The 20,590-nt window shown below is 34.4% G+C and carries 18 protein-coding genes; 3 read left to right on the top strand and 15 right to left on the bottom strand.

The window, feature by feature from the left end:
* The first annotated feature begins 24 nt into the window (after positions 1 to 24).
* Entirely contained in the window at positions 25 to 912 is an 888-nt protein-coding gene (locus AC1RP1_RS00610) for a polysaccharide deacetylase family protein (RefSeq protein ID WP_481761048.1), read from the top strand.
* 86 nt (positions 913 to 998) lie between these two features.
* Here AC1RP1_RS00610 and AC1RP1_RS00605 read toward each other — a convergent pair whose 3' ends face one another.
* The 7 genes from AC1RP1_RS00605 to AC1RP1_RS00575 all read right to left on the bottom strand — a co-directional run bounded on the left by AC1RP1_RS00605 (position 999) and on the right by AC1RP1_RS00575 (position 8,210).
* The gene (locus AC1RP1_RS00605) at positions 999 to 2,438 is read right to left on the bottom strand and encodes a catalase (protein ID WP_481761145.1); all 1,440 of its coding nucleotides are present in this window, start codon (positions 2,436 to 2,438) and stop codon (positions 999 to 1,001) included.
* A 222-nt stretch (positions 2,439 to 2,660) separates the two neighbouring features.
* The gene (locus AC1RP1_RS00600) at positions 2,661 to 3,575 is read right to left on the bottom strand and encodes a GRP family sugar transporter (protein ID WP_481761049.1); all 915 of its coding nucleotides are present in this window, start codon (positions 3,573 to 3,575) and stop codon (positions 2,661 to 2,663) included.
* A 30-nt stretch (positions 3,576 to 3,605) separates the two neighbouring features.
* Complete coding sequence (gene rbsD / locus AC1RP1_RS00595) at positions 3,606 to 4,028, bottom strand: D-ribose pyranase (RefSeq protein ID WP_409021800.1); 423 nt, start codon at positions 4,026 to 4,028, stop codon at positions 3,606 to 3,608.
* Between the two features lie 28 nt (positions 4,029 to 4,056).
* Complete coding sequence (gene rbsK, locus AC1RP1_RS00590; protein WP_481761050.1) at positions 4,057 to 4,992, bottom strand: ribokinase; 936 nt, start codon at positions 4,990 to 4,992, stop codon at positions 4,057 to 4,059.
* 194 nt (positions 4,993 to 5,186) lie between these two features.
* Positions 5,187 to 5,873: a 2,3-diphosphoglycerate-dependent phosphoglycerate mutase gene (locus AC1RP1_RS00585; protein ID WP_409021802.1), complete on the bottom strand. Its 687-nt coding sequence runs from the start codon at positions 5,871 to 5,873 to the stop codon at positions 5,187 to 5,189.
* A gap of 71 nt (positions 5,874 to 5,944) precedes the next feature.
* Positions 5,945 to 7,150, bottom strand: coding sequence for a MalY/PatB family protein (locus tag AC1RP1_RS00580; protein ID WP_481761051.1), 1,206 nt, complete (start codon positions 7,148 to 7,150; stop codon positions 5,945 to 5,947).
* Positions 7,134 to 8,210 carry an AI-2E family transporter gene (locus AC1RP1_RS00575; RefSeq protein WP_481761052.1) on the bottom strand — a complete coding sequence of 359 codons (1,077 nt, stop codon included), beginning with the start codon at positions 8,208 to 8,210 and terminating at the stop codon, positions 7,134 to 7,136. Before AC1RP1_RS00575 ends, AC1RP1_RS00580 begins: the two co-directional genes overlap by 17 nt.
* Before the next feature lie 172 nt (positions 8,211 to 8,382).
* Here AC1RP1_RS00575 and AC1RP1_RS00570 point away from each other — a divergent pair, with 172 nt between their 5' ends.
* The gene (locus AC1RP1_RS00570; protein ID WP_481761053.1) at positions 8,383 to 9,105 is read left to right on the top strand and encodes a GntR family transcriptional regulator; all 723 of its coding nucleotides are present in this window, start codon (positions 8,383 to 8,385) and stop codon (positions 9,103 to 9,105) included.
* 146 nt (positions 9,106 to 9,251) lie between these two features.
* Positions 9,252 to 11,627, top strand: a complete 2,376-nt coding sequence (locus AC1RP1_RS00565) for a phosphoketolase family protein (RefSeq protein ID WP_481761054.1) — start codon at positions 9,252 to 9,254, stop codon at positions 11,625 to 11,627.
* A gap of 59 nt (positions 11,628 to 11,686) precedes the next feature.
* Here AC1RP1_RS00565 and AC1RP1_RS00560 read toward each other — a convergent pair whose 3' ends face one another.
* The 8 genes from AC1RP1_RS00560 to AC1RP1_RS00525 all read right to left on the bottom strand — a co-directional run bounded on the left by AC1RP1_RS00560 (position 11,687) and on the right by AC1RP1_RS00525 (position 20,547).
* On the bottom strand, positions 11,687 to 12,352 hold the full coding sequence (locus tag AC1RP1_RS00560) for an ABC transporter ATP-binding protein (RefSeq protein ID WP_481761055.1): 666 nt from the start codon (positions 12,350 to 12,352) through the stop codon (positions 11,687 to 11,689).
* On the bottom strand, positions 12,353 to 13,312 hold the full coding sequence (locus AC1RP1_RS00555; protein ID WP_481761056.1) for an ABC transporter permease: 960 nt from the start codon (positions 13,310 to 13,312) through the stop codon (positions 12,353 to 12,355).
* A gap of 225 nt (positions 13,313 to 13,537) precedes the next feature.
* Positions 13,538 to 14,485 carry a hypothetical protein gene (locus AC1RP1_RS00550; protein ID WP_481761057.1) on the bottom strand — a complete coding sequence of 316 codons (948 nt, stop codon included), beginning with the start codon at positions 14,483 to 14,485 and terminating at the stop codon, positions 13,538 to 13,540.
* A gap of 121 nt (positions 14,486 to 14,606) precedes the next feature.
* Positions 14,607 to 14,939 carry an AzlD domain-containing protein gene (locus AC1RP1_RS00545; RefSeq protein ID WP_409021810.1) on the bottom strand — a complete coding sequence of 111 codons (333 nt, stop codon included), beginning with the start codon at positions 14,937 to 14,939 and terminating at the stop codon, positions 14,607 to 14,609.
* A 2-nt stretch (positions 14,940 to 14,941) separates the two neighbouring features.
* Positions 14,942 to 15,721 (bottom strand): AzlC family ABC transporter permease, encoded by a 780-nt coding sequence (locus AC1RP1_RS00540; protein ID WP_481761058.1) that lies wholly within the window; start codon positions 15,719 to 15,721, stop codon positions 14,942 to 14,944.
* Positions 15,722 to 15,817: 96 nt separating this feature from the next.
* Positions 15,818 to 17,203, bottom strand: coding sequence for a TrkH family potassium uptake protein (locus AC1RP1_RS00535; protein ID WP_481761059.1), 1,386 nt, complete (start codon positions 17,201 to 17,203; stop codon positions 15,818 to 15,820).
* A gap of 74 nt (positions 17,204 to 17,277) precedes the next feature.
* Positions 17,278 to 17,514, bottom strand: a complete 237-nt coding sequence (locus AC1RP1_RS00530; protein WP_409021814.1) for a hypothetical protein — start codon at positions 17,512 to 17,514, stop codon at positions 17,278 to 17,280.
* 174 nt (positions 17,515 to 17,688) lie between these two features.
* Positions 17,689 to 20,547, bottom strand: coding sequence for a YhgE/Pip family protein (locus AC1RP1_RS00525; RefSeq protein WP_481761060.1), 2,859 nt, complete (start codon positions 20,545 to 20,547; stop codon positions 17,689 to 17,691).
* Positions 20,548 to 20,590: the final 43 nt, after the last annotated feature.

Below are 20,590 nucleotides of genomic sequence, written 5' to 3'. Positions count from 1 at the left end.
CGTTTCTCATAAAAGGAGTTCATCATGTTAAAACATAAAAAAGGTTGGTTTATCTTATTATTCTTAGTCCTAATCGTCTCTATTGGTTCATTATTCTTTTTCATTCAAAATTCTCACTCCGTTTCCAATACTAATCACCAAAAAAATAGCTCTAAAAAGGTAAGTTCATCTTTACCCAAGAAAACTATTAAGAAAAATAAGCTCATTTCAAATACTAAAATAGACAGTTCGCATTGGAAATCATTTAAGGGCCAGACCGAATTTCCAATTTTAATGTATCATAGTATTTCTGTTGGAAATTCACTTCGTATTCCTGAAGCACAATTTGCCCATCAAATGCAGTGGCTTAAAAAAAATGGTTACTACACGTTATCACCTGCTGAAGCTATCGAAGTTTTTAAAACACATAAAAAACCTGCTAATAAAATTGTTTGGATTACTTTTGATGATGGTTACAAGGATAACTATGAAAAAGCTTATCCTGCTCTCAAAAAATATCATCAAAAAGCAACCATCAACTATATTACAAGCCACTTTGGCCACATAAACAAACTAACTATGCCACAAATGAACGAGATGCGAAAATCAGGTTTAGTAAGTATTCAAAGTCATACTGTCCATCATGAGGAACTTAATCAGATGACCGATGCACAACAAACTTTTGAATTTAAGAATTCGAAAAAATGGCTAAACAATAAATTTCATCAAGAGACATCAATTATTTGTTATCCAGTTGGTCGCTTCAATAACCAGACCGCTAAACTTGCTAAAGATGCAGGCTACAAACTTGGTCTAACGACATTACCAGGACTCGCTAATGAAAGCCAAGGACTATTCACCTTGCATCGTGTCCGTATCTCACCCGATTTATCAGATATTTCTTACAAGTATCTTTTAGAACACGGCATGTAAACAACACAAAAAAAAGGAATAAATCGCTGTTTGATTACAGTGATTTATTCCTTTTTTTTGTTAAACATTTTAATACACCGAAAGAATTATTTAATTAAGCTTAGTTCTAACCCTAATGCTTCTGCGACACGTGTTCCGTATTCCTTATCAGCTTGATAAAACTGTTTAGTTTCACGAATCTTTATCTCAATATCTTTAACTTGTCCCAGATTTAATTTAATATTTTCAATTAAACGTGCTTTTTCATCAGTAGGTAACAATCGATATAATTTACCGGCAGCAGTATAATAATCCTCATTTACTGAATAGTTGCCTACTTTTCCATCCAATGTATCACCATGAACTTCTGCATGGCGATTTTCTTCAGGTCCACCTAAACTGTTGGGCTCATAGTTAACATCACCGTTCTGATTTTGCGCCATTAAACCATCTCGTTCATAATTATGAACCTCATTTTTAGGACGGTTAGTTGCCAATTGTTCATAGTTAGCACCTAATCTATATCTTGCAGCATCTTTATAACCAAATAAGCGTCCTTGGAGTAATTTATCTGGTGAGGCTTCAATTCCTGGAACGAAGTTAGCTGGTGAAAATGCTAATTCTTCAATATCTTCAAAATTATTTTTTGGATTTTCATCTAAAACCATTTGGCCAATTTCAATTAATGGATAGTCCTTTTGCGAAATAACTTTCGTAACATCAAAGATATCTTGCGGATAGGCTAATCCTGCTTTGTAAGGCACAATTTGTACGGCTACTGTCCAACTGGGGTAATCTTGATCCTCAATCGCATTATACAAATCATTTTGTAAGTAATCAGAATCTTTTCCTCTTAATTCTTCAGCAACCTCATTACTTAAATTATGAACACCTTGGTTTGTTTTGAAATGATATTTAACCCAAAATTGTTCACCTTGCTTGTTTACCCATTTAAAAGTATGACTTCCATAACCGTGCATCATTCGGTAACTAGCAGGGATCCCACGATCACTCATAAGCATTGTTACTTGGTGAACTGTTTCAGGTGATAACGACCAGAAATCCCACTGCATATCCTGACTTCTAGCATGCGTTTTTGGGTCACGCTTTTGGGAATGTATAAAATCTGGGAATTTCAAAGCATCATTAATAAAGAAAACGGGCGTATTATTACCCACAATATCGTAGTTACCTTCATCTGTATAAAATCTTACTGCAAATCCTCGTACATCTCGATAAGTATCCGGATAACCTGCCTCACCAGCTACTTGTGAAAAACGGGTTATGACTGGCGTTTTCTTGCCCAAACCATTGAAAAGACCTGCCATAGTATAATCACTCATATCTCTAGTTAATTCAAAATAGCCTTTAGCCCCTGCCCCTTTTGCATGGACCACTCTTTCTGGAATACGTTCTCGATTAAAATGTGCCAATTTTTCTAGTAATTGGTAATCTTGAACTAAAACCGGTCCACGAGCCCCAGCTGTTTGTGAATTTTGATTATTCGCCCATGTTTGACCTTCATTTGTTGTTAAATCCCCCATGATGATTCCTCCTATTATCTTATTTATAAGTCCAATCCTAGCACCTAAACTGATAATTACAATTATTTTGACTTTTATAACTTGAATCGGAAAGTAGGTTTTAAATATCATAGTGAGTTCTAGTTAATGTTTATTTTTTTATCATTTTATGACATTTTAAATCAAATAATAACAAAAAGCCTTGATAACATAGTATTGTTATCAAGGTTTTAAAATTAATTTTATCTAGTTTTTTAAGAAAACTGTTACAGAAGCCGCAATTACAATTAGTATAAGACCAATAATAATAACTAACCATTCTTTACCCGTTTTTTTAGTGCGCATAACGACAATTCCTGAAATCGTTGCTCCAACAATTGAAACTTGTGAAAGGACGAATCCAGTTGCCAATCCAAGCATTGCAGGTTGAGCTGAAACTAAATAACCCAATGCTGCCATTGCAAAGAAGAAACCAGAAAAAATTTGTTTGTACGTAACACTTTGTGTAAAAATGTTATTTTTATTTTTCGTTAATTCATAAATTCCAAGAATTAATCCAAATGCTGCCATCCCGATAGCTTGTGCTAAAAACATATGCATACCATCAGTATTTTTAGTATATTGTGGAAGGATACCATATAATGAATAACCAACTTGGGCAATCAATAAGACACCAACTGCCTTTGTAAGTAGTTCTTTATTTCCAGCTGATTTCTTTTCTTGATAAGTTGTCATATAAGCTCCAACCAAGATAACAAATACAGCGATGAATCCATATAATTTTGATGAAACTGGACCCCAGTTACCAAGCATTACAACACCCCAAACTACATTTGCTGTAATTTGGAAAGCTGTTGAGATTGGCATTGCTTTAGCAGAACCTAAAGCATTTCCATCCTGATCTTTCATCCCAAAAGCCATAATAGTTAAAACATTTCCAAAGGCCCAAGCTGCCCCTGAGAAAAATGCTAACCAAAAATTAGAACCTTGTAACATGGGCATTCCCATGACTAATGAAAGGACGATTGCAACAATCAAAGTTCCCCATGTTGCTCCAAAAATACCTTGAACTGGTTTACCGCCAAAATATGATACTAAAGTTGGATATGCACTCCAACCAATAATTGCTAAAAGTGAGAAAAATAATCCTAACATATTCATTTTTATATCATCCTATCCTTATATTAATAACTATTTAATTGCTTCGCCTTCAAAATCAACATTTGATTCCAAAACGATATTTGAAAATGGTGTGATTTCACCTGTTCGTACTGTAGCAATATTATTATCATCACGACTCATCGATTTCAATTCATCATGTGAAATGAAAACAACTTCAACATCATCATCTAATAAAGCCTTGATAGCAGCATATTGTTCAGGATTAACCGTTTTAATTTCTTCAGCTAAAAAAGCTTTTTGAATTTTCATTTCAGAAAGTGTTGCAGCTAAAACATCAATAAATAATGGTAATCCACGTACGATTGAAAGATCAATTTTACGTCCATCATCCTTAATTGGTAGGCCTGAGTCACCAATTGTTAACCATTGTGTATGTCCAATTTCAGAAATAGCATTTGATAATTTTGTATTCAAAAGATTAGTTTTACGCATAATTTATCTCCCATTCAACAATTTAAATTTATTTATTAGCATCCAAAACAGCTAATACAGCAGATTCAGTTGGAATACTTGGTTGTGCACCAGCATGTGACACCGTTACAGATGAAGCAGCTGATCCATAACGCATAGCTTCAGCTAAATTATCTAAATTAGCATGTAAACGTGTTGCTGTAGCACCAATAAAAGTATCGCCGGCAGCAGTTGTATCAACAGCCTTAACCTTAAATGCTGGAACGACTCCTTCTTCACCATTATCACGCATGTAGAAAGAACCTTCTGAGCCAATTGTAATGATTACGGTATTAATTCCACGTTCAAAATAGTACGCAGCATTGTGTATCATTGAATGTTCATCAGTCACTTCTATCCCAGTCAATAAGAATGTTTCATGTTCATTTGGTGTAATAATATCAGTTAATTCTAATAATTCAGCTGGTAGTCCACCATTTTCAGGCATTGGAGCTGGGTTCAAAATTGTTTTAACACCATGTTCGCGTGCAATCTTGAAACCTTCAATAACTGATTCTGTTGGAATTTCTAATTGCGCAATCAAAAAATCTGATTCAGCAATGGCAGCTTCATGTGCGCGTACATCAGCTGGTGTCATATCAGCATTAGCGCCACCATAAATATGGATAATATTATCGCCTGTTTCGGCTGAAACAGTAATATAAGCTTGTCCAGTTTCTTCAGTATCTGAAACAATCACATGTTCAGTGCTTAAGTTTTCAACATTCATATTCTTTGAGGTATCAAATTCTTTACCAACTTTTGTAATCATGTTAGTCTTTGCACCAGAACGTGCAGCGGCAACACCTTGGTTCAATCCTTTTCCACCCATTGCTTCAACTTGATGATTTGGTGTGTGTAAAGTTTCGCCGCTAGTTGCGAAACGGGGTACAGAAACAACCTTATCAATATTAGTTGAGCCCAAAACAGTAATAACTTTTGCCATAACGTTTCTCCTTCATTTCTTTGATATATTTATCAAATAGAATGTGTATTCGATTACATCAATATAATACATATTATTTGCTTTGGCAAGCGCTTTCTGGTTTTAACTGCTAAAACTACCGACTTTTTCGCCAATTATTGACTAATACAAAAAAACCTGATGACATAAAATTGTCATCAGGTTTTTTATTAATATTAAAGTTTAATTTTGCTTACGATGTTTAATTTGTCATCAAGATCGTAAACAACTGGTTCGCCAGTTGCCATTTCAACGCCCATGATGTCTGCATCAGAGATGTTTTCAATGTATTTTGTAAGGGCACGTAATGAGTTACCATGTGCAGCAACGATTACATTTTTGCCTTCAAGTAATTTAGGAGCGATTTCGTCTTCCCAGAAAGGAATAACACGTTCCAAAGTAACTTTTAAGTTTTCGCCACCTGGGATAGCTTTAGGATCTAAATCAGCATAACGACGATCGTTAGCTGCTGAACCTTCATCAGTTGCGCTTAAAAGTGGAGGTAATGTATCGTATGAACGACGCCATACAAGAACTTGATCTTCACCGAATTGTTCTGCTGCTTCGGCTTTGTTTTGGCCTTGTAATGCACCATAATGACGTTCATTTAAGCGCCATGATTTGATTTCAGGAACCCATAATTGGTCTGAACCTTCAAGTGCGTAATGTAATGTTTTAATAGCACGTGTTAAAACAGATGTATAAGCTTGATCAAATTCGATTCCAGCTTCTTTAATCTTTTTACCAGCTGCTTGTGCTTCAGCAACGCCTTGTTCGCTCAAGTTAACATCTACCCAACCTGTGAAAAGGTTAGATAAGTTCCATTCACTTTGTCCGTGACGAATAAATACTAATTTTGCCATAAGATAAAATCCTCTTTTTCTATTTTTAGTTTACTGGTTTATTTTACACTGAAATGAAATAAATTAATAGTCTAATTTAAGCGATTTAGCTTTGCACTTTTGAGTCCCTTTAACAACTGATCAACAGCTGTTTGAACCGTTCCTAAATCAGTTGCCAAATTCATTCGAATAAAGCCTGGCGTTTCTTCACTAAACCATTGTCCATAATCAATAGCTAAGCCACACTCATTCTGAATAAATTCTTTCATCCGACTGGGATTTACATATGCTGAAAGGTCAATCCACATCAAGTATGTGCCTTCTAGTTCACTAATTTTAATTTCTGGAAATTTATTGACTAATTGGTGGCTGACTTCTAAATAATTGGTCCTTACGATACTCAGAATTTCATCTAACCAAACTGCTCCTGAACGATAAGCCGCCTCTCCAGCAACACATCCCATTAAACTACCCTCAGGTTTGTTCAAACGCTGTACCATTTTATCGTACTTAGCTCGTAATTGCGCGTTTGGAATAATGATATGCGAGTTTTGTAAAGCAGCTAAATTAAATGTTTTTGAGGGAGCATTAACGACAACCATATTATCTCGATAACGACCTTCGTCTATTGATAAAGCTGATACAAATGGTTTTTTTCCCACAATTAAATCTTGATGAATTTCATCCGAAATTACCATCACTTTATTTTCACGACAAATTTCAAAGAGTTGTGTCAGTTCAGCTTCAGTCCAGACGCGACCAACTGGATTATGCGGTGAACAATGAATAAGTAATTTAACGTGATTAGCTTTCATATCTCGTTCAATTGCTTCAAAATCCATTTCATATTGATTATTTTCATGTTTCAAAGGTGTTCGTACGATACGTCTGTTATTATCTTCAATTGCACTATAAAAAGGGTAATATACTGGTGTTTGAACTAAGACGCTATCACCTGGTTCCGTCATTAAATCGACTAATTGATATAATGAATTTACAACCCCTGTTCCAAATCTCATCCATTCCTTATGCAGTTCAATCCCATAGCGAGATTGTTGCCAATCAAAAAAGGCATCATAATATGAATCAGGAATTGTTGAATAACCAAAAACACCATGTTGTACCCGTGCTATTAAAGCATCAGTTACGGCTTTAGGTGCTTTAAAATCCATATCTGCAACCCACAGTGGCAATAATTTATCATCGCCATATTGCTCTTTTAAACTATCCCATTTAACTGAATTTGTATTTTTTCTATTCACTCTAAAATCAGCTAAAAATTTATTTTTCTTTACCATCAGTTTGACTATCCTTCCTTATTCCTTTAATTTTACCAATCCGTCCTTTAGATCCAGGAATTGACTTCACACCCAAGATATCCAAGAAGAATGTGAAAATGGGAATTCCGACAATCAAGCCCCACGTTCCAAATAATTCTTCACTGACTAACAAGATTACAAATGTAAAGAATATAGGTAGTTCTGTCCGACTTGACATAAATTTAGGATTTAATACATATGATTCTAATAAATGAACGACCATTAACATAATTAAGATGTAAACCACATCACGTACGCCACCAACCGAATAACCAACTAAACTTAATGGAATACATGAAATTAATACCCCTGCGACTGGAATTAAACTTAATAAGAAAATTAATATTCCTAAAGGCAAGAGCTGTGGCATATGCATGAAGTACAACCCAATCACAGTAATAACTGTATTAACAGTTGCGATAAAGAATTGTGCTTCAATAACGACACCAAATGATTTAACAAATTTTTCACCAAAGAAGTAAATATCCTGGAAAAACCAACCAAAATCACTTGATAAAAAGTTTTTTGAGAAATGTGTCATCTGATCTTTTTCAATCGTATAAAAGAAGCTTAAAATAAGCGATAATAAAAATGTTGCTGCCATAAAACCAATGCTCGTTATATATTGAAATACAAGCGTAAAACTACTTTTTAATTGTGGCACAATTTGAGATTTACCAATAGATTTAAGTACCCATTCCATCACAAGATTTGTATCTTTACCTGGATGACGATAAAAATTAATCACATAATGTGCCATTGAAACTGTTTGCGAAACTAAAATAGGAAAATACTTAGTAACTGCCAAATAAAGCAGCGCGATAATTGCCAGATATACTCCTATAACAATTATTCGACTATTAATTGATGAATGTCTTTGAATAACATTTATCAATCGGACTACTAAATATGTAAATATAAAAGTTAATAGAACAATGCTAATGACATCTTTCGCAAGAAAAATAACACCCATAATTACACAAAGTACAACAAATCTACGTAACTTAATATTTTCAATAAAACTTTGCCAAATTTCCAATAGACACACTCCTTTAACTATAGTCTTCATTGTACAAAATATTTACTAAAATGTCTGTAATTCTTACCTTTTTGTTCTAAAATAATTATCTCTCCGGAAAGTTGACGACTTGTCGTCTATTAAAACTTATGGTTAACTATGAAGATTGACTCTACGAAAGGAGTACTCTTGTATGGCTGAATTAATTTACAAACAACTGATTAGTAAACTTAAAAAAAGAATCGCTGCAGATGAATTTCCCGACATGAAACTCCCTGATGAACGTAGTTTGAGTGAAACTTATAAAATTAGTCGTAGTTCAGTAAAACGAGCTCTTAGCCAAATGGCTAACGACGGTATTATTTTTAAAAAACGCGGTTCCGGCACCTTCATTAATCCCTTATATTTAAAAAATAAAACCGTTTTTAATTATGAAGGCTCTAACTTAGGTGTTACAGACGGATTTGAAATGAATGGTAAAAGCCCTAAAGTTAAAGTACTAAGTTTTGAAGTTATTGCGCCCTCAGAAGATTTACAACGCAATCTTTTCTTAGACACAGATGATTTTGTCTACAAGATTGTTCGCTTACGTTTATTTGAAAAAACGCCTTTTATGATTGAAACAGGCTATATTCCAATTAAGATTGTTCCTAATTTATCTCAAACAATTGTTAAAGGATCAATTTTTAATTATTTGGAGGATATTCAGAATCAATCAGTTACTAAATCGTCGCTTTCAATCTACGCTGAACCATCAGACGAAAATGATCAAAAACTTTTAAATTTAAAACCAACTGAACCAGTTAGTATAATGGATGGTATTTTCTTCTTAGATAATGGTACCCCATTTGAATATTCAAGTATGAGATTTCATTATAAATTTTCTAAATTTAATACTTTCATGGCCGTTAAATAGGCTATTTAACGGCTTTTTATTTACTTTTTAAAATAATTGGTACGTTCCAATGAATTAAATGATTGACTTTTATTTAATGTTTGTTATTATGAACATATAGAAAGCGCTATAACTTTAGCAAATAAAACATATAGGAGTGTGTAACTATGACAGAAACTGATTTTTCATCTAAATCATATTTAGATAAAGTTGATGCTTGGTGGCGTGCAGCAAACTACCTTTCAGTTGGACAACTTTATTTAAAACAAAATCCATTATTACAAACTGAAGTCGTACCTGAAGACATCAAAGTTAACCCTATTGGTCATTGGGGAACAATCTCAGGCCAAAACTTTATTTACGCTCATTTAAACCGTGCAATTAATAAATATAACTTAAACATGTTCTATATTGAAGGACCTGGTCATGGTGGCCAAGTTATGGTTTCTAATGCTTACCTTGATGGTAGTTATACAGAAATCTACCCAACAATCACTGAAGACTTAACTGGTATGCAAAAATTGTTCAAACAATTTTCATTCCCAGGTGGTGTCGCTTCTCATGCTGCTCCTGAAACACCAGGATCAATCCATGAAGGTGGCGAATTAGGTTATTCATTATCTCATGCCGCTGGTGCTATTCTTGATAACCCTGACGTAATTGCTGCTACAGTAATTGGTGATGGTGAATCAGAAACTGGACCATTAGCAGCAAGTTGGTTCTCAAATGTCTTCATTAACCCAGTTAATGATGGTGCTGTATTACCAATCCTTGATATGAATGGTTTCAAAATCTCAAATCCTACAATTTTATCACGTAAATCTGATGCAGATTTAACAAAATACTTTGAAGGTATGGGTTGGGATCCAATTTTCGTTGAAGGAACTGATCCTGAGATCATCCATCCTGAAATGGCTAAAAAAATGGATCTTGCTATCGAAAAAATTAAAGCAATCCAAACTGAAGCTCGCAAACACCCAGCTGAAGAAGCAACAATGCCTAAATGGCCTGTTATGATTGTTCGTACACCAAAAGGCTGGACTGGTCCAGAAGTCTGGAACAACGAACCAATCGAAGGCTCATTCCGTGCTCATCAAGTTCCAATTCCTGTAGACCAACGTCACATGGAACATGTTGATGCTCTTGTTAAATGGATGAAATCATACCGTCCAGAAGAATTATTTACAAAAGACGGTCAATTAATTCCTGAACTAAAAGAAATGGCACCTAAAGGCAACCAACGTATGGCAATGAACCCTATTACTAACGGTGGTATTAATCCTCAAAAATTAGTTATGCCTGATTGGAAGAAAAATGCTGTTGATACATCAACTCCAGGTGCTGTTACAGCACAAGATATGATTATTTTCGGTGACTTCGCTCGTGATATTATTGAAGAAAACCCTAAAAACTTCCGTATCTTCGGACCAGATGAAACAAAATCAAACCGTTTGAATGCTATCTTTGAAGCTACTAACCGTCAATGGTTAGAACCAATCAAAGAAGGTAACGACGAATGGCAAAGTCCTGTAGGCCGTGTTCTTGATTCACAATTATCAGAACATCAAGCTGAAGGTTGGATGGAAGGTTATGTCTTAACTGGACGTCATGGTTTCTTCGCTAGTTATGAATCATTCTTACGTGTCGTTGATTCAATGTTGACACAACATTTCAAGTGGTTACGTAAAGCCAAAGAACAAACATGGCGTAAACAATACCCATCATTGAATGTTATTGCAACATCAACTGTATTCCAACAAGATCACAATGGTTATACTCATCAAGATCCAGGTATGCTTGGTCATTTAGCTGATAAGAAACCTGAATTTATCCGTGAATATACACCTGCTGATTCTAACAGTTTATTAGCTGTTATGAATAAGACTCTTCAAAGTGAAGAACTTATTAACTTAATCGTTTCAAGTAAACAACCACGTCCTCAATTCTACTCAGCTGATGAAGCTCAAGAACTTGTTGACAATGGTTTGAAAGTTATCGATTGGGCAAGTACTGCTAAGGGCGATGATGCTGATCTTGTTATTGCTGCTGCTGGTTCAGAACCTAACTTAGAAGCTTTAGCTGCTGTTAGTCTTTTAAACTCAGCATTCCCAGAATTGAAGATTCGTTTCATCAATATTGTAGATATCTTAAAATTACGTCATCCTAAGATTGACCCTCGTGGTTTCTCTGATGAAGAATTTGACGGTTACTTTACAACTGATAAACCAGTCGTATTCGCATTCCATGGTTTCGAAGCTATGGTTCGTGACATCTTCTATGATCGTCATAACCACAATGTTTCAATCCATGGTTACCGTGAAAATGGTGATATCACTACACCATTCGATATGCGTGTCTTGAACCAAATGGATCGTTACAACCTTGCTAAAGATGCTGTCTTACAAGCTGGCAACTTAGGCGCTGCAGGCGATAAATTTGTTAAAGAAATGGAAGCTATGGTTGCTAAACATGAATCATACATCCGTGAAAATGGTGATGATCTTCCAGAAGTTAATAACTGGAAATGGACTCCACTAAAATAGTAAAACTTTAAACGAAAAGAGAACCGCAATTGCGGTTCTCTTTTCGTTATCATTAAAAATCATTCTTTTGTGAGCTGTCCATCTCGCATAAAAAATGTTTGGTCTGTATATGCCAAGACATCTTCATCATGTGAAACCATAATAATCGTTTGTCCCGTCTTTTTAGTAATATCGGCTAGCTGGGCTGCAACTTGCTTCGCTCTTTTGCTATCTAAGCTTGCCGTTGGCTCATCAGCAAAGATGAGCTCCGGTTGCCCAAATAATGCTCTAGCGATTGCAACGCGTTGTCTTTGACCACCTGAAAGACTAGCAGGATATTGATTTCTTTGGTCCCATACACCTAAGTCACGTAACATCATTTCGGGATTACGACTTTCTTTTTTAGTTTTCATTTTATTGACTAATTCAAATTGTTCTAAAACGGTTAAAAATGGGACTAAATTAGACCCTTGTAAAATAAACCCAAATTCATTAAATCGTAACCTAGTTCGCTCTTTTTCGCTTAATTGTCCGATCTCTTGATCTTTAAAATAAATTGTTCCATCGGTTAATCCTTGTAATCCACCCATAATGGTCAGCAACGTTGTTTTTCCAGATCCTGATGGACCTGTCAAGCCAATAAACGTCCCTTTCTCAACAACTAAATCAATATTATCAAGAGCCAACTTTTTATTATCACCTTTTCCAAATGTTTTAGAAACATCAGATAATTGCATTAAACTCATTTAGACACCTCCAATTGCATCAAGTGGATCAACACGTAATATTTTAAAAATGGAGAATAGTGATCCTAGAATGATCATCAATAATAAGATAACCGAAAATCCTACGACTAAGAAGACATTATTTAAAAATGGGACGGCAGCTGGTAACGATAGCGCTGTTGCCACATCTGCAATAATACCCAATCCAATTCCTAGTAAACCTAGTAATGACGACTCCCAAATTAAGCTTTTAACCAAAGTCCCACTAGAAACTCCTTGTGCACGTAACACGCCATAAACGGCTGTTTTTTCAATGGTTAAAATATACATAAAGATACCTACGATAAACGCAATAATGACAAATAAGGCGCCAATCATTAACGTAAAGGTCTTCACTTCTGGACCATATCCCGGTATGTTGTTAATCACCTTGTCCATTGTTAATGTCGCTAATTGTTGATCTTTTTTAATTTTAGCTGAATTTTTTAAAACAACTGCATTAATTTTTTCAGTCGGATTGTCCGGGCCATAACGTAACGTTTGATAGTCAGCTAATTGTAAATAGACAACTGGTGCTGTTGTGTATTTATTACCCGTCGTTATCCCCACTACTTTATATTCTTGTTTCGCATTATTAATTTTTATTTTTTGGCCTAATTTAGTGGCATCTAATCCATTATCAACAACTACTTCGTTAACTTTCTGCGGCATTCTGCCTTGAACTAATTTAGGCTTCAAAAATTGATTAAATTGAACTCCAAAAACACTAATATTAGCTTTTGGTTCGTTTTTCCGACTAGCAACGCCCATCATTTGACCTAAATAAGCGTAGTCTGATTTTGACCCTGAAATCTTAGGAAGTGAGTCTTTTTGTATCTCGGAAGATGCCAAATTATTATTCGCATACTGACTGATAACAATGTTATCCGCATCCCAATTATCAATTGAAGACCGATTATTGTTCGCAAGCCCAAAAGCCAATCCCGTTAAAAAAAAATGAGATATGAAACTAAAAAGATGGTGAAAATAATCAGACCATACCGAAGTTTATTATATTTAATCTCTTTAACAGCTAAGTACATGTCATATTCCCCCTTATTTCTACTATATAATAACTTTGCACCAAATTAAAAGTAAACGTTTTCAGTGGAGGTTAAGAAAAAAGCATAATCCTAAAATTTAGAATCACACTCTTAAAATACTAATTTATTTGTAATCTCGCGCTGCAATAGCTTTAACACTTGTTGTTTCTTTAACAGCCTGTTTAATAATTTTTACAACATCTGAATCACTAAATGAGTTAGGGTTAACACCAGCAAATTTAATTGAGTCTCGTGCTGCCTTAATACGTGATGCTGTAATTGCTTTACCGTTACCATCTACTATGTTAGATGAACTTGTTGTATATTCATTCGAACCTGAATACGATGATGCAGCGGCTTGTTCTTCTGACGTCAACGTAGCTGACGAATTGTTTTTTATTTCTGGTATACTATACTCCGACCCATAACCACTACTTTTAGATGATGGTGTTGAACTTTTCGAACTACTTGAAGAACTGCTTGAAGAACTACTTGTTGGGTAGCCAATCGTTGCCAAATTCTTATCATTTTTTTGTTGTAAGTCTGTTGCTTTTTTCTTTAAATCTGAGTAATAATTTTTATCAATACTACTATCTTTTAAGATTTCAGTTAATTTATCGTTTGATGCTGTGTAGCTATATTCTGTATTTAAATTCATTGCTTCATTATATGTTTTTATGAATAGCGCACGTTTTTCAAGAACCGTTGTTAATTCTTTTTTCAAATTTGTTGCTCGTTTTTTAATGACTGCTGATCCATCATGATCCGCTAGCACGATGCTAATTGCATCCTTTGCTTTACTATACTGACGATCTTCAGTTTTGTTAATTACTGCCTTGTAATGTGTCACCTGTGTCTTGTAAGCTTGTGCAGTCGCATCATTTGATTTCTTTTTTAAAGCGACATCAAAATAATTTTCTGCCTCAGTATATTCTGCATCTTGAATCGCAGTTTTACCGTTCTTCATGGCTGTATTATAATTTTTATTTGCTTCTGCATGTTTCGTTAAACCGTAGCCACCAAACATACCTACTATAACAACTGCAACTAATCCCCATACCCATTTTTTCATTTTAACCACACCTCTTATCCCTATATTTATATCGCTGTTATTATATCATGGAACATCCTTCAACCGTTATTCAAAATAAGAATTTAGTCCCTGAGAGAAACTAAATTCTTATTTACTTAATTTATAATATAAGTGACAACAGCATAATAGCGCAAAGTCCAAGTACAACAGATAATCCCATTGATCTCGTACGATATGCGATTGCGAATACAACCACAGCCGCTATTAATTTTGTGACGTTATCTACGCCCACAAATTGAAAACTTGAATCAATAAAAAGGTCTTTAAAAACTAATGCTGAAAATAACGCAACGGGTACATACTTCATCCATTCATTAAACCATTCTGGGATTTCTCGAGATGAAAAAATTCGTAATGGAATAAATCGCGGTAAATATGCAACAATTGCAGATAAAATAATTAATAAAAAATGATCCATTGTTGTCATTTCCATAGTTAACTTTCCTCAGAAACTTTAGACTTTCTACTTATTGTATGTCGACTTGCTTTTGGTTTAATCGTATTTAATAATTTATTTCGTTTACCTTTTCTAACAATTTCATGTTCAATAATAAATCCAACAAAGGAAGCTAGTAAAGTTGCTACAACTAATCCCATCGTACTTTGGAACAATGACATGAAAATAATTGCTAAAATACCTGAAAGAATACTAATAATAATTGTGAGATAATTTTTAAGTTGCATGACTATCATGTAAATAAATAATGAAGTTAATGCAAATTCAACAATGCTTAAATTAATTTTTAACCCAGCACCAATTAAACTACCTGCAATATTACTCATCGTCCAAAATAATAATGAATAATGTTCAACCATCAAGGCATCTTTTGGTTTCCATTCTTTATCTGTTGCAAATTTTAAATAGTTTACTGCGTAATTTTCATCGTTTAGTGATGCCGCAAATATGTATAAAAACTTACGACTAGTTCCTCGAATGTACTGTGACAAACTAGCACCTAATAACGCATACCGTAATTCTAAGAAAAATAGCATAGTAACAATTGAAAGAATTGGCGACTGAATCGTCAACATTGATGCAATTAAAAACTGTGCACCACCTGAAAAGACAAGTATGGAAACTAATCCTGCTAATATCGTATTGAAGCCTGCTGCATGCAACAAAATACCACATGCGAGTCCAATTGGGACGTAACTCAGGCAAAGCGGCATCGCAATTTTAAGAACTGTGAGCCAGCGTTTCTCTGTTTCTTTCACGATAGTCCTCCAATAATATAAAGTTGGTTTAACGATATAAATTATAGCATACATCTGTTTCTTAATACTCATTATTTAGTAACTCTAATCAAAAAGTTATCCAATAATGATCTGTTCTGATGGAAAACGATACTTTTCATCCCGTTCTTTTTTCGAAACAAAGAATATTAACATGTATAACATCCCTACGCGTCCAACAAACATCAAAATAATAATGACCATTTTACCGATAATGCTTAATGAACTGGTAATTCCCGTTGATAATCCCGTCGTTCCAAAAGCAGAAGTTACTTCTACAATCAGCGAAATCAACGAATGATTCTCCGTAATACTTAAAATAAAGACCGCGATTAAACACATAAATATCGATAGGTTAACAACTACTACTGATTTTTGAATATCATTTTCATGAATCCTTCTATTAAAAATATTCACATTCTTATGTCCACGAATAAACGATAACAAATATAATCCTAAAATCCCAATTGTTGTTGTTCGAACACCACCACCAACTGAACTTGGACTAGCACCAATAAACATTAACATAGAAAAAATCAATAAGGTTGTCGTATTAAAATCACTAATTTGATTAATTTGTAGTCCGGCATTACGCGTTGTAATACTATAAAACATAGCTGTCATAACTCTCTCAACGAAATCCTTATGTGCAAAATAACCATTATGTTCAGATAAGAAAATTAATATTGTTCCAATAAAGAAAAATCCAATCGCAAAACTACCTGCTAATTTTGTAAATAATGAAAATCTAAATTTTTTATGTCCTGGTTTGAACCACGTAACCTTGATCCACGCTAAAATTTCAATAATAACGGGAAATCCTAAACCACCTATAAAAATTAAAATCATAATTAAAAATAAAAAGACGTAATCTTTCGAATAAGGGATAATAGATTTCCCAGTAACGTCAAATCCCGCATTTGTTAACGCAGATATTGCAATATAAAAGCCATCAAAAATTGACGCAGCTAGATGTTCAAAGCCATCACGTACATATAAATAAATTGAAAATATCACACCAAAAAAAGCTTGAATCCCTAGCATAATGCCGAAAATTGAATAAACTAAACGAACATTTCCACTTAAATGCGGTTGATTCATATCAGTTTGAATTAGCCTGCGTTGTTGCAACCCAATGCGTCGACCAGCAATTACCATAATAAACGTTGAGAGCATTGTTATACCAAAACCACCTATTTGAAAAAGCATTTCTAGTAAGATGATACCGTTATTGTTATAGACTTGCTCTAACGGAAATGTGGTTAATCCTGTAACACTAACCGTTGAGACTGCCATGAATATTGTATCAATAAATGGCACACTAGCACCAGGTTGTTTGAAGAACGGAAGGCATAATAAAATACTTGTTACTACAATCAATGCTAAATAGTAAAAGACAACAATTTGTACGGGAGAGGCCAACAAACTAGCTTTATCTAGATATTTCTGGATCCACCTATTCATTCTGACTTCCCCCTTTTAGTTTAATTTAAAAAAAGAGATTAGCGCTAAGTACGCACGCTAATCTCTAATCCTGATTATTTAATTAATTCTAATCCTGCATAACTAACAACAATTTTATGTTTTAATTCTTCAGCTGTTTCATTCTTAATAAATTCCTTATCGAATTTAATAATAGCCGAATTTTTTAGTTGTTTTTCAACGACACCAGTAAAGAACTCGTTATTTGTTTCAAAACTAACACGTGTATCAGCTGGAAATGGAATTCCTTTTTCGTTAACTTCAACATTTTTTTCATCAAAATGACTTAACATAATTTGGCCTCCTATTGTTTTAAATATTAATAGTAACAGTATACCGCTTTTTAGTTATTATTACGACCATTAGGACTAAGATTAAGAACCTCAATTTAATTAACCCATTCTAAATATATTCAATCAAAAAAATAGAGCCCGCAAAATTAATTTTGCGTAACTCTATTTAATAATCTATTTTTCTAAATCTTGTAATTTTTGATTATCATCTAATTGTGATTTACCAGCAAGTCCAACTCTTTGAAGAATTTGCATAGCAACCCATAATAGAACTAATGAAACGATAGCGAAGATTGCAAGAACAAATACGCTCATGCCAATTTGTCCACTAACCATTCCAGAAGTTAATGACTCACGGAACCCTAAGGTTGAGTATGTCATTGGTAAGAATGGATGGATGGCATTAAAAAAGCTATTCGTAACTTCCATTGGGAACGTACCACCAGCGCCACCTAATTGTAACATCAAGAGAACCATGGCCACGAATCGACCAGGATTATCAAATGCCATAGCAAGTGCCATAACAAGATACATCGATGTTAACGAGAATACTGTTGCAATTAAGTAAGTTTCAGCAATATGGTCTGCTTGTAATCCAAACATAAGCATCCCTGTAACTTCAACAAGTGCCATACCAAGGGCAACGACAGTTCCAATAGCAACTTTACTCCAGAACCAAGCTGTTGCTGATTGACCTTCAGTTGAAATTTTACGGATTGGGAATGCAAAGTTAAAGACGATTGCCCCAACGTATAATGCAAGTGAAAGAACATATGGTGCTAAAGCATGTCCATAGTTAGGAACATAACTGTAATTCTTATGTTCCAATTCTGAAGGTGCTGCAAACATATTAGCTGTCTTGTTAGTTGCTTTAATTCCATTAACTGTATCTGATCCTGTTTTAAGAGCAGTAGCTAATGTTTTTGACCCTTTTTTAAGTGATTTAGAACCATCACCTAATTTAGCTGAGTTATCATCTAATTTTTGAGTCCCTGCAGCTAATTTATCAACTCCAGCAACAAGTGTTGGTACTTGTTCATTCAAGCTTACTAAACCATTTGATAATGTACCTGAGCCAGTAGCTAATTGACTAACTCCTGATGTCAATGTTGGTACTGATCCATTCAATGTTGATAATCCAGTACTTAATTGACTCGAGCCTGATACTAAGGCACTGTTGTTTCCAATTAATGTTTTAGAACCATTATTAGCACTTAATACACCTGCAGTGTATTTTTGTACACTTGGAATTAAGCCAGGAGTTTTATCTGTACCATTTAACCCAGCCATAATTTGACCTAATCCAGCATTTAGTAAGTCTGTTGCTTGGATAGCACCATAAGGACTTTCCTTTGTGCCAGAACCTGTCTGCGTTAAACCAGTTTTAACAGTATTTAATCCAGCCATTAGTTTATCAATGGCTTTCTTAGCACCTGCTGTTACTTGTGGTTCTTGAGCAGATAACTCGGCAACACCCGCCTTTAATGCTTGTAATTTAGGTAGTAATTCTTGAATAGCTGCTAATTCTTTTTGAATCGATTTTAATTTGTCACCGTTATCAGTCAACGGTGTTGTCATATCAGATAAATCTGTTTTAATTTTTGTTGTATTATTACCTGATGCTGCTAAACTTGTGCCAGCAGTTTGAAGATTACTTCCTAATCCATTAACAGAAGCAGCAATACTTTTTGCTAACGTTGGATTAGATTTCTCTAAAGCTGCAAAATCAGGTGATTTTACAAAGGTAACTAAAGCACCCATATTACTTTGCGCATCCTTAAGTTGTGCAGCAACACTGGATGCGTTAGTTGTACTATAAAGACTATTATTTAATTCACTCAATTGTGAACCAGCATCTGTTGCTTTAGCGGCAACAAGTTTAGTATTAGCTCCAATTTGAGTTAAATCGGCTGTTAATTTTTTAGCATCAATATTAGGCGCATTTGTGCCATTTAATTCAGAATTCAACTTAGAAATTCCTGAATCTAATGCTGTAAATCCAGCCATTAATTTTGCCATTTCAGCTTGTGAATCTGGACTATTTAATTGTGTATCTAAAGTTGCAGCAGACTCCTTCAAGCTTTTAGTTAACGATTGGTTACCCGCTTGAACTGTTGTAATACCACCTCTTAAGGTAATTATTCCATCATTTAATGCTTGAGAATTTGAACTTAATTGACTCAAACCACTATTTAATTCAGTAACTCCATTAGTATAACCTTTTACACCACTTGCTAATGTTGTTGAGCCAGTATCTAGTTTCGATACACCTGAAGCTAATGTACCTGTACTATTATTAAGTTTTGATAATCCAGCACTTAAAGAACCAGCGCCTGTTGCTAATTTTTGAACACCATTTTTTAATGGAACAACACTAGTTGAAAGTGTTTGAACACCATTATTAACAGTTCCTACACCAGTAATGTAGCTATTTAAGCCATCATTCAATGTTACTGTACCATCAGACAATGTTTTAGAACCACTTGCAGCTGTCTTAAAGCCTTTACCGATTGTTTTAACTTGGCCGAAAATAGCTGTTGCATATGCTTTCGTGACTGATTCACGAATTTGGCTATTTAATTGTTTTGCTGCTGTTTCACTGATAACTTCACCAATGTAGTTACGAGATGCATTAGTATCGTACGTGATTTTCATCTTTTTAGGATTTGTATCCATTAAAGTTGCAGCATTTGAAGAGAAGTTTTTAGGCAACGTAATTGTTGTATAGTACTTGTTGTCTTTCATTCCTTGTTTTGCTTGTTTTGCAGAAACGAATGTCCACTTCAATTGGTCATTATTCTTCAACTCTTTTACAAGTTGATCACCAACATCCAATGTCGTTCCATTATATTTAACAGATTCATCGTTATTAACGACTGCTACTGGTAAATCACTTGTTTTGCCATATGGATCCCAAACTGATTTCAAGAAGAAAGCAGCATACAGAATCGGAATAAGCATCATAACAATTGTTGAAACTAGAAGTATTCTATTCTTTCCAACAAATTTAAATTCATTCTTAATCATTTTCATTAAAATTGGTGCCCCCTAAATTAATTATTTCTACTATAAAATT

It is taken from the genome of Dellaglioa sp. CoH-56-MRSF-13 (genome assembly GCF_056782095.1).
This window is presented reverse-complemented; position numbering and strand designations above follow the sequence as displayed.

Coding starts and splice junctions, on each gene's coding strand:
- AC1RP1_RS00610 (WP_481761048.1), top strand. CDS start 25: ATGTTAAAACATAAAAAAGGTTGGTTTATCTTATTATTCTTAGTCCTA.
- AC1RP1_RS00600 (WP_481761049.1), bottom strand. CDS start 3,575: ATGAATATGTTAGGATTATTTTTCTCACTTTTAGCAATTATTGGTTGG.
- rbsD (WP_409021800.1), bottom strand. CDS start 4,028: ATGCGTAAAACTAATCTTTTGAATACAAAATTATCAAATGCTATTTCT.
- rbsK (WP_481761050.1), bottom strand. CDS start 4,992: ATGGCAAAAGTTATTACTGTTTTGGGCTCAACTAATATTGATAAGGTT.
- AC1RP1_RS00585 (WP_409021802.1), bottom strand. CDS start 5,873: ATGGCAAAATTAGTATTTATTCGTCACGGACAAAGTGAATGGAACTTA.
- AC1RP1_RS00580 (WP_481761051.1), bottom strand. CDS start 7,150: ATGGTAAAGAAAAATAAATTTTTAGCTGATTTTAGAGTGAATAGAAAA.
- AC1RP1_RS00570 (WP_481761053.1), top strand. CDS start 8,383: ATGGCTGAATTAATTTACAAACAACTGATTAGTAAACTTAAAAAAAGA.
- AC1RP1_RS00565 (WP_481761054.1), top strand. CDS start 9,252: ATGACAGAAACTGATTTTTCATCTAAATCATATTTAGATAAAGTTGAT.
- AC1RP1_RS00560 (WP_481761055.1), bottom strand. CDS start 12,352: ATGAGTTTAATGCAATTATCTGATGTTTCTAAAACATTTGGAAAAGGT.
- AC1RP1_RS00550 (WP_481761057.1), bottom strand. CDS start 14,485: ATGAAAAAATGGGTATGGGGATTAGTTGCAGTTGTTATAGTAGGTATG.
- AC1RP1_RS00545 (WP_409021810.1), bottom strand. CDS start 14,939: ATGGAAATGACAACAATGGATCATTTTTTATTAATTATTTTATCTGCA.
- AC1RP1_RS00535 (WP_481761059.1), bottom strand. CDS start 17,203: ATGAATAGGTGGATCCAGAAATATCTAGATAAAGCTAGTTTGTTGGCC.
- AC1RP1_RS00530 (WP_409021814.1), bottom strand. CDS start 17,514: ATGTTAAGTCATTTTGATGAAAAAAATGTTGAAGTTAACGAAAAAGGA.
- AC1RP1_RS00525 (WP_481761060.1), bottom strand. CDS start 20,547: ATGAAAATGATTAAGAATGAATTTAAATTTGTTGGAAAGAATAGAATA.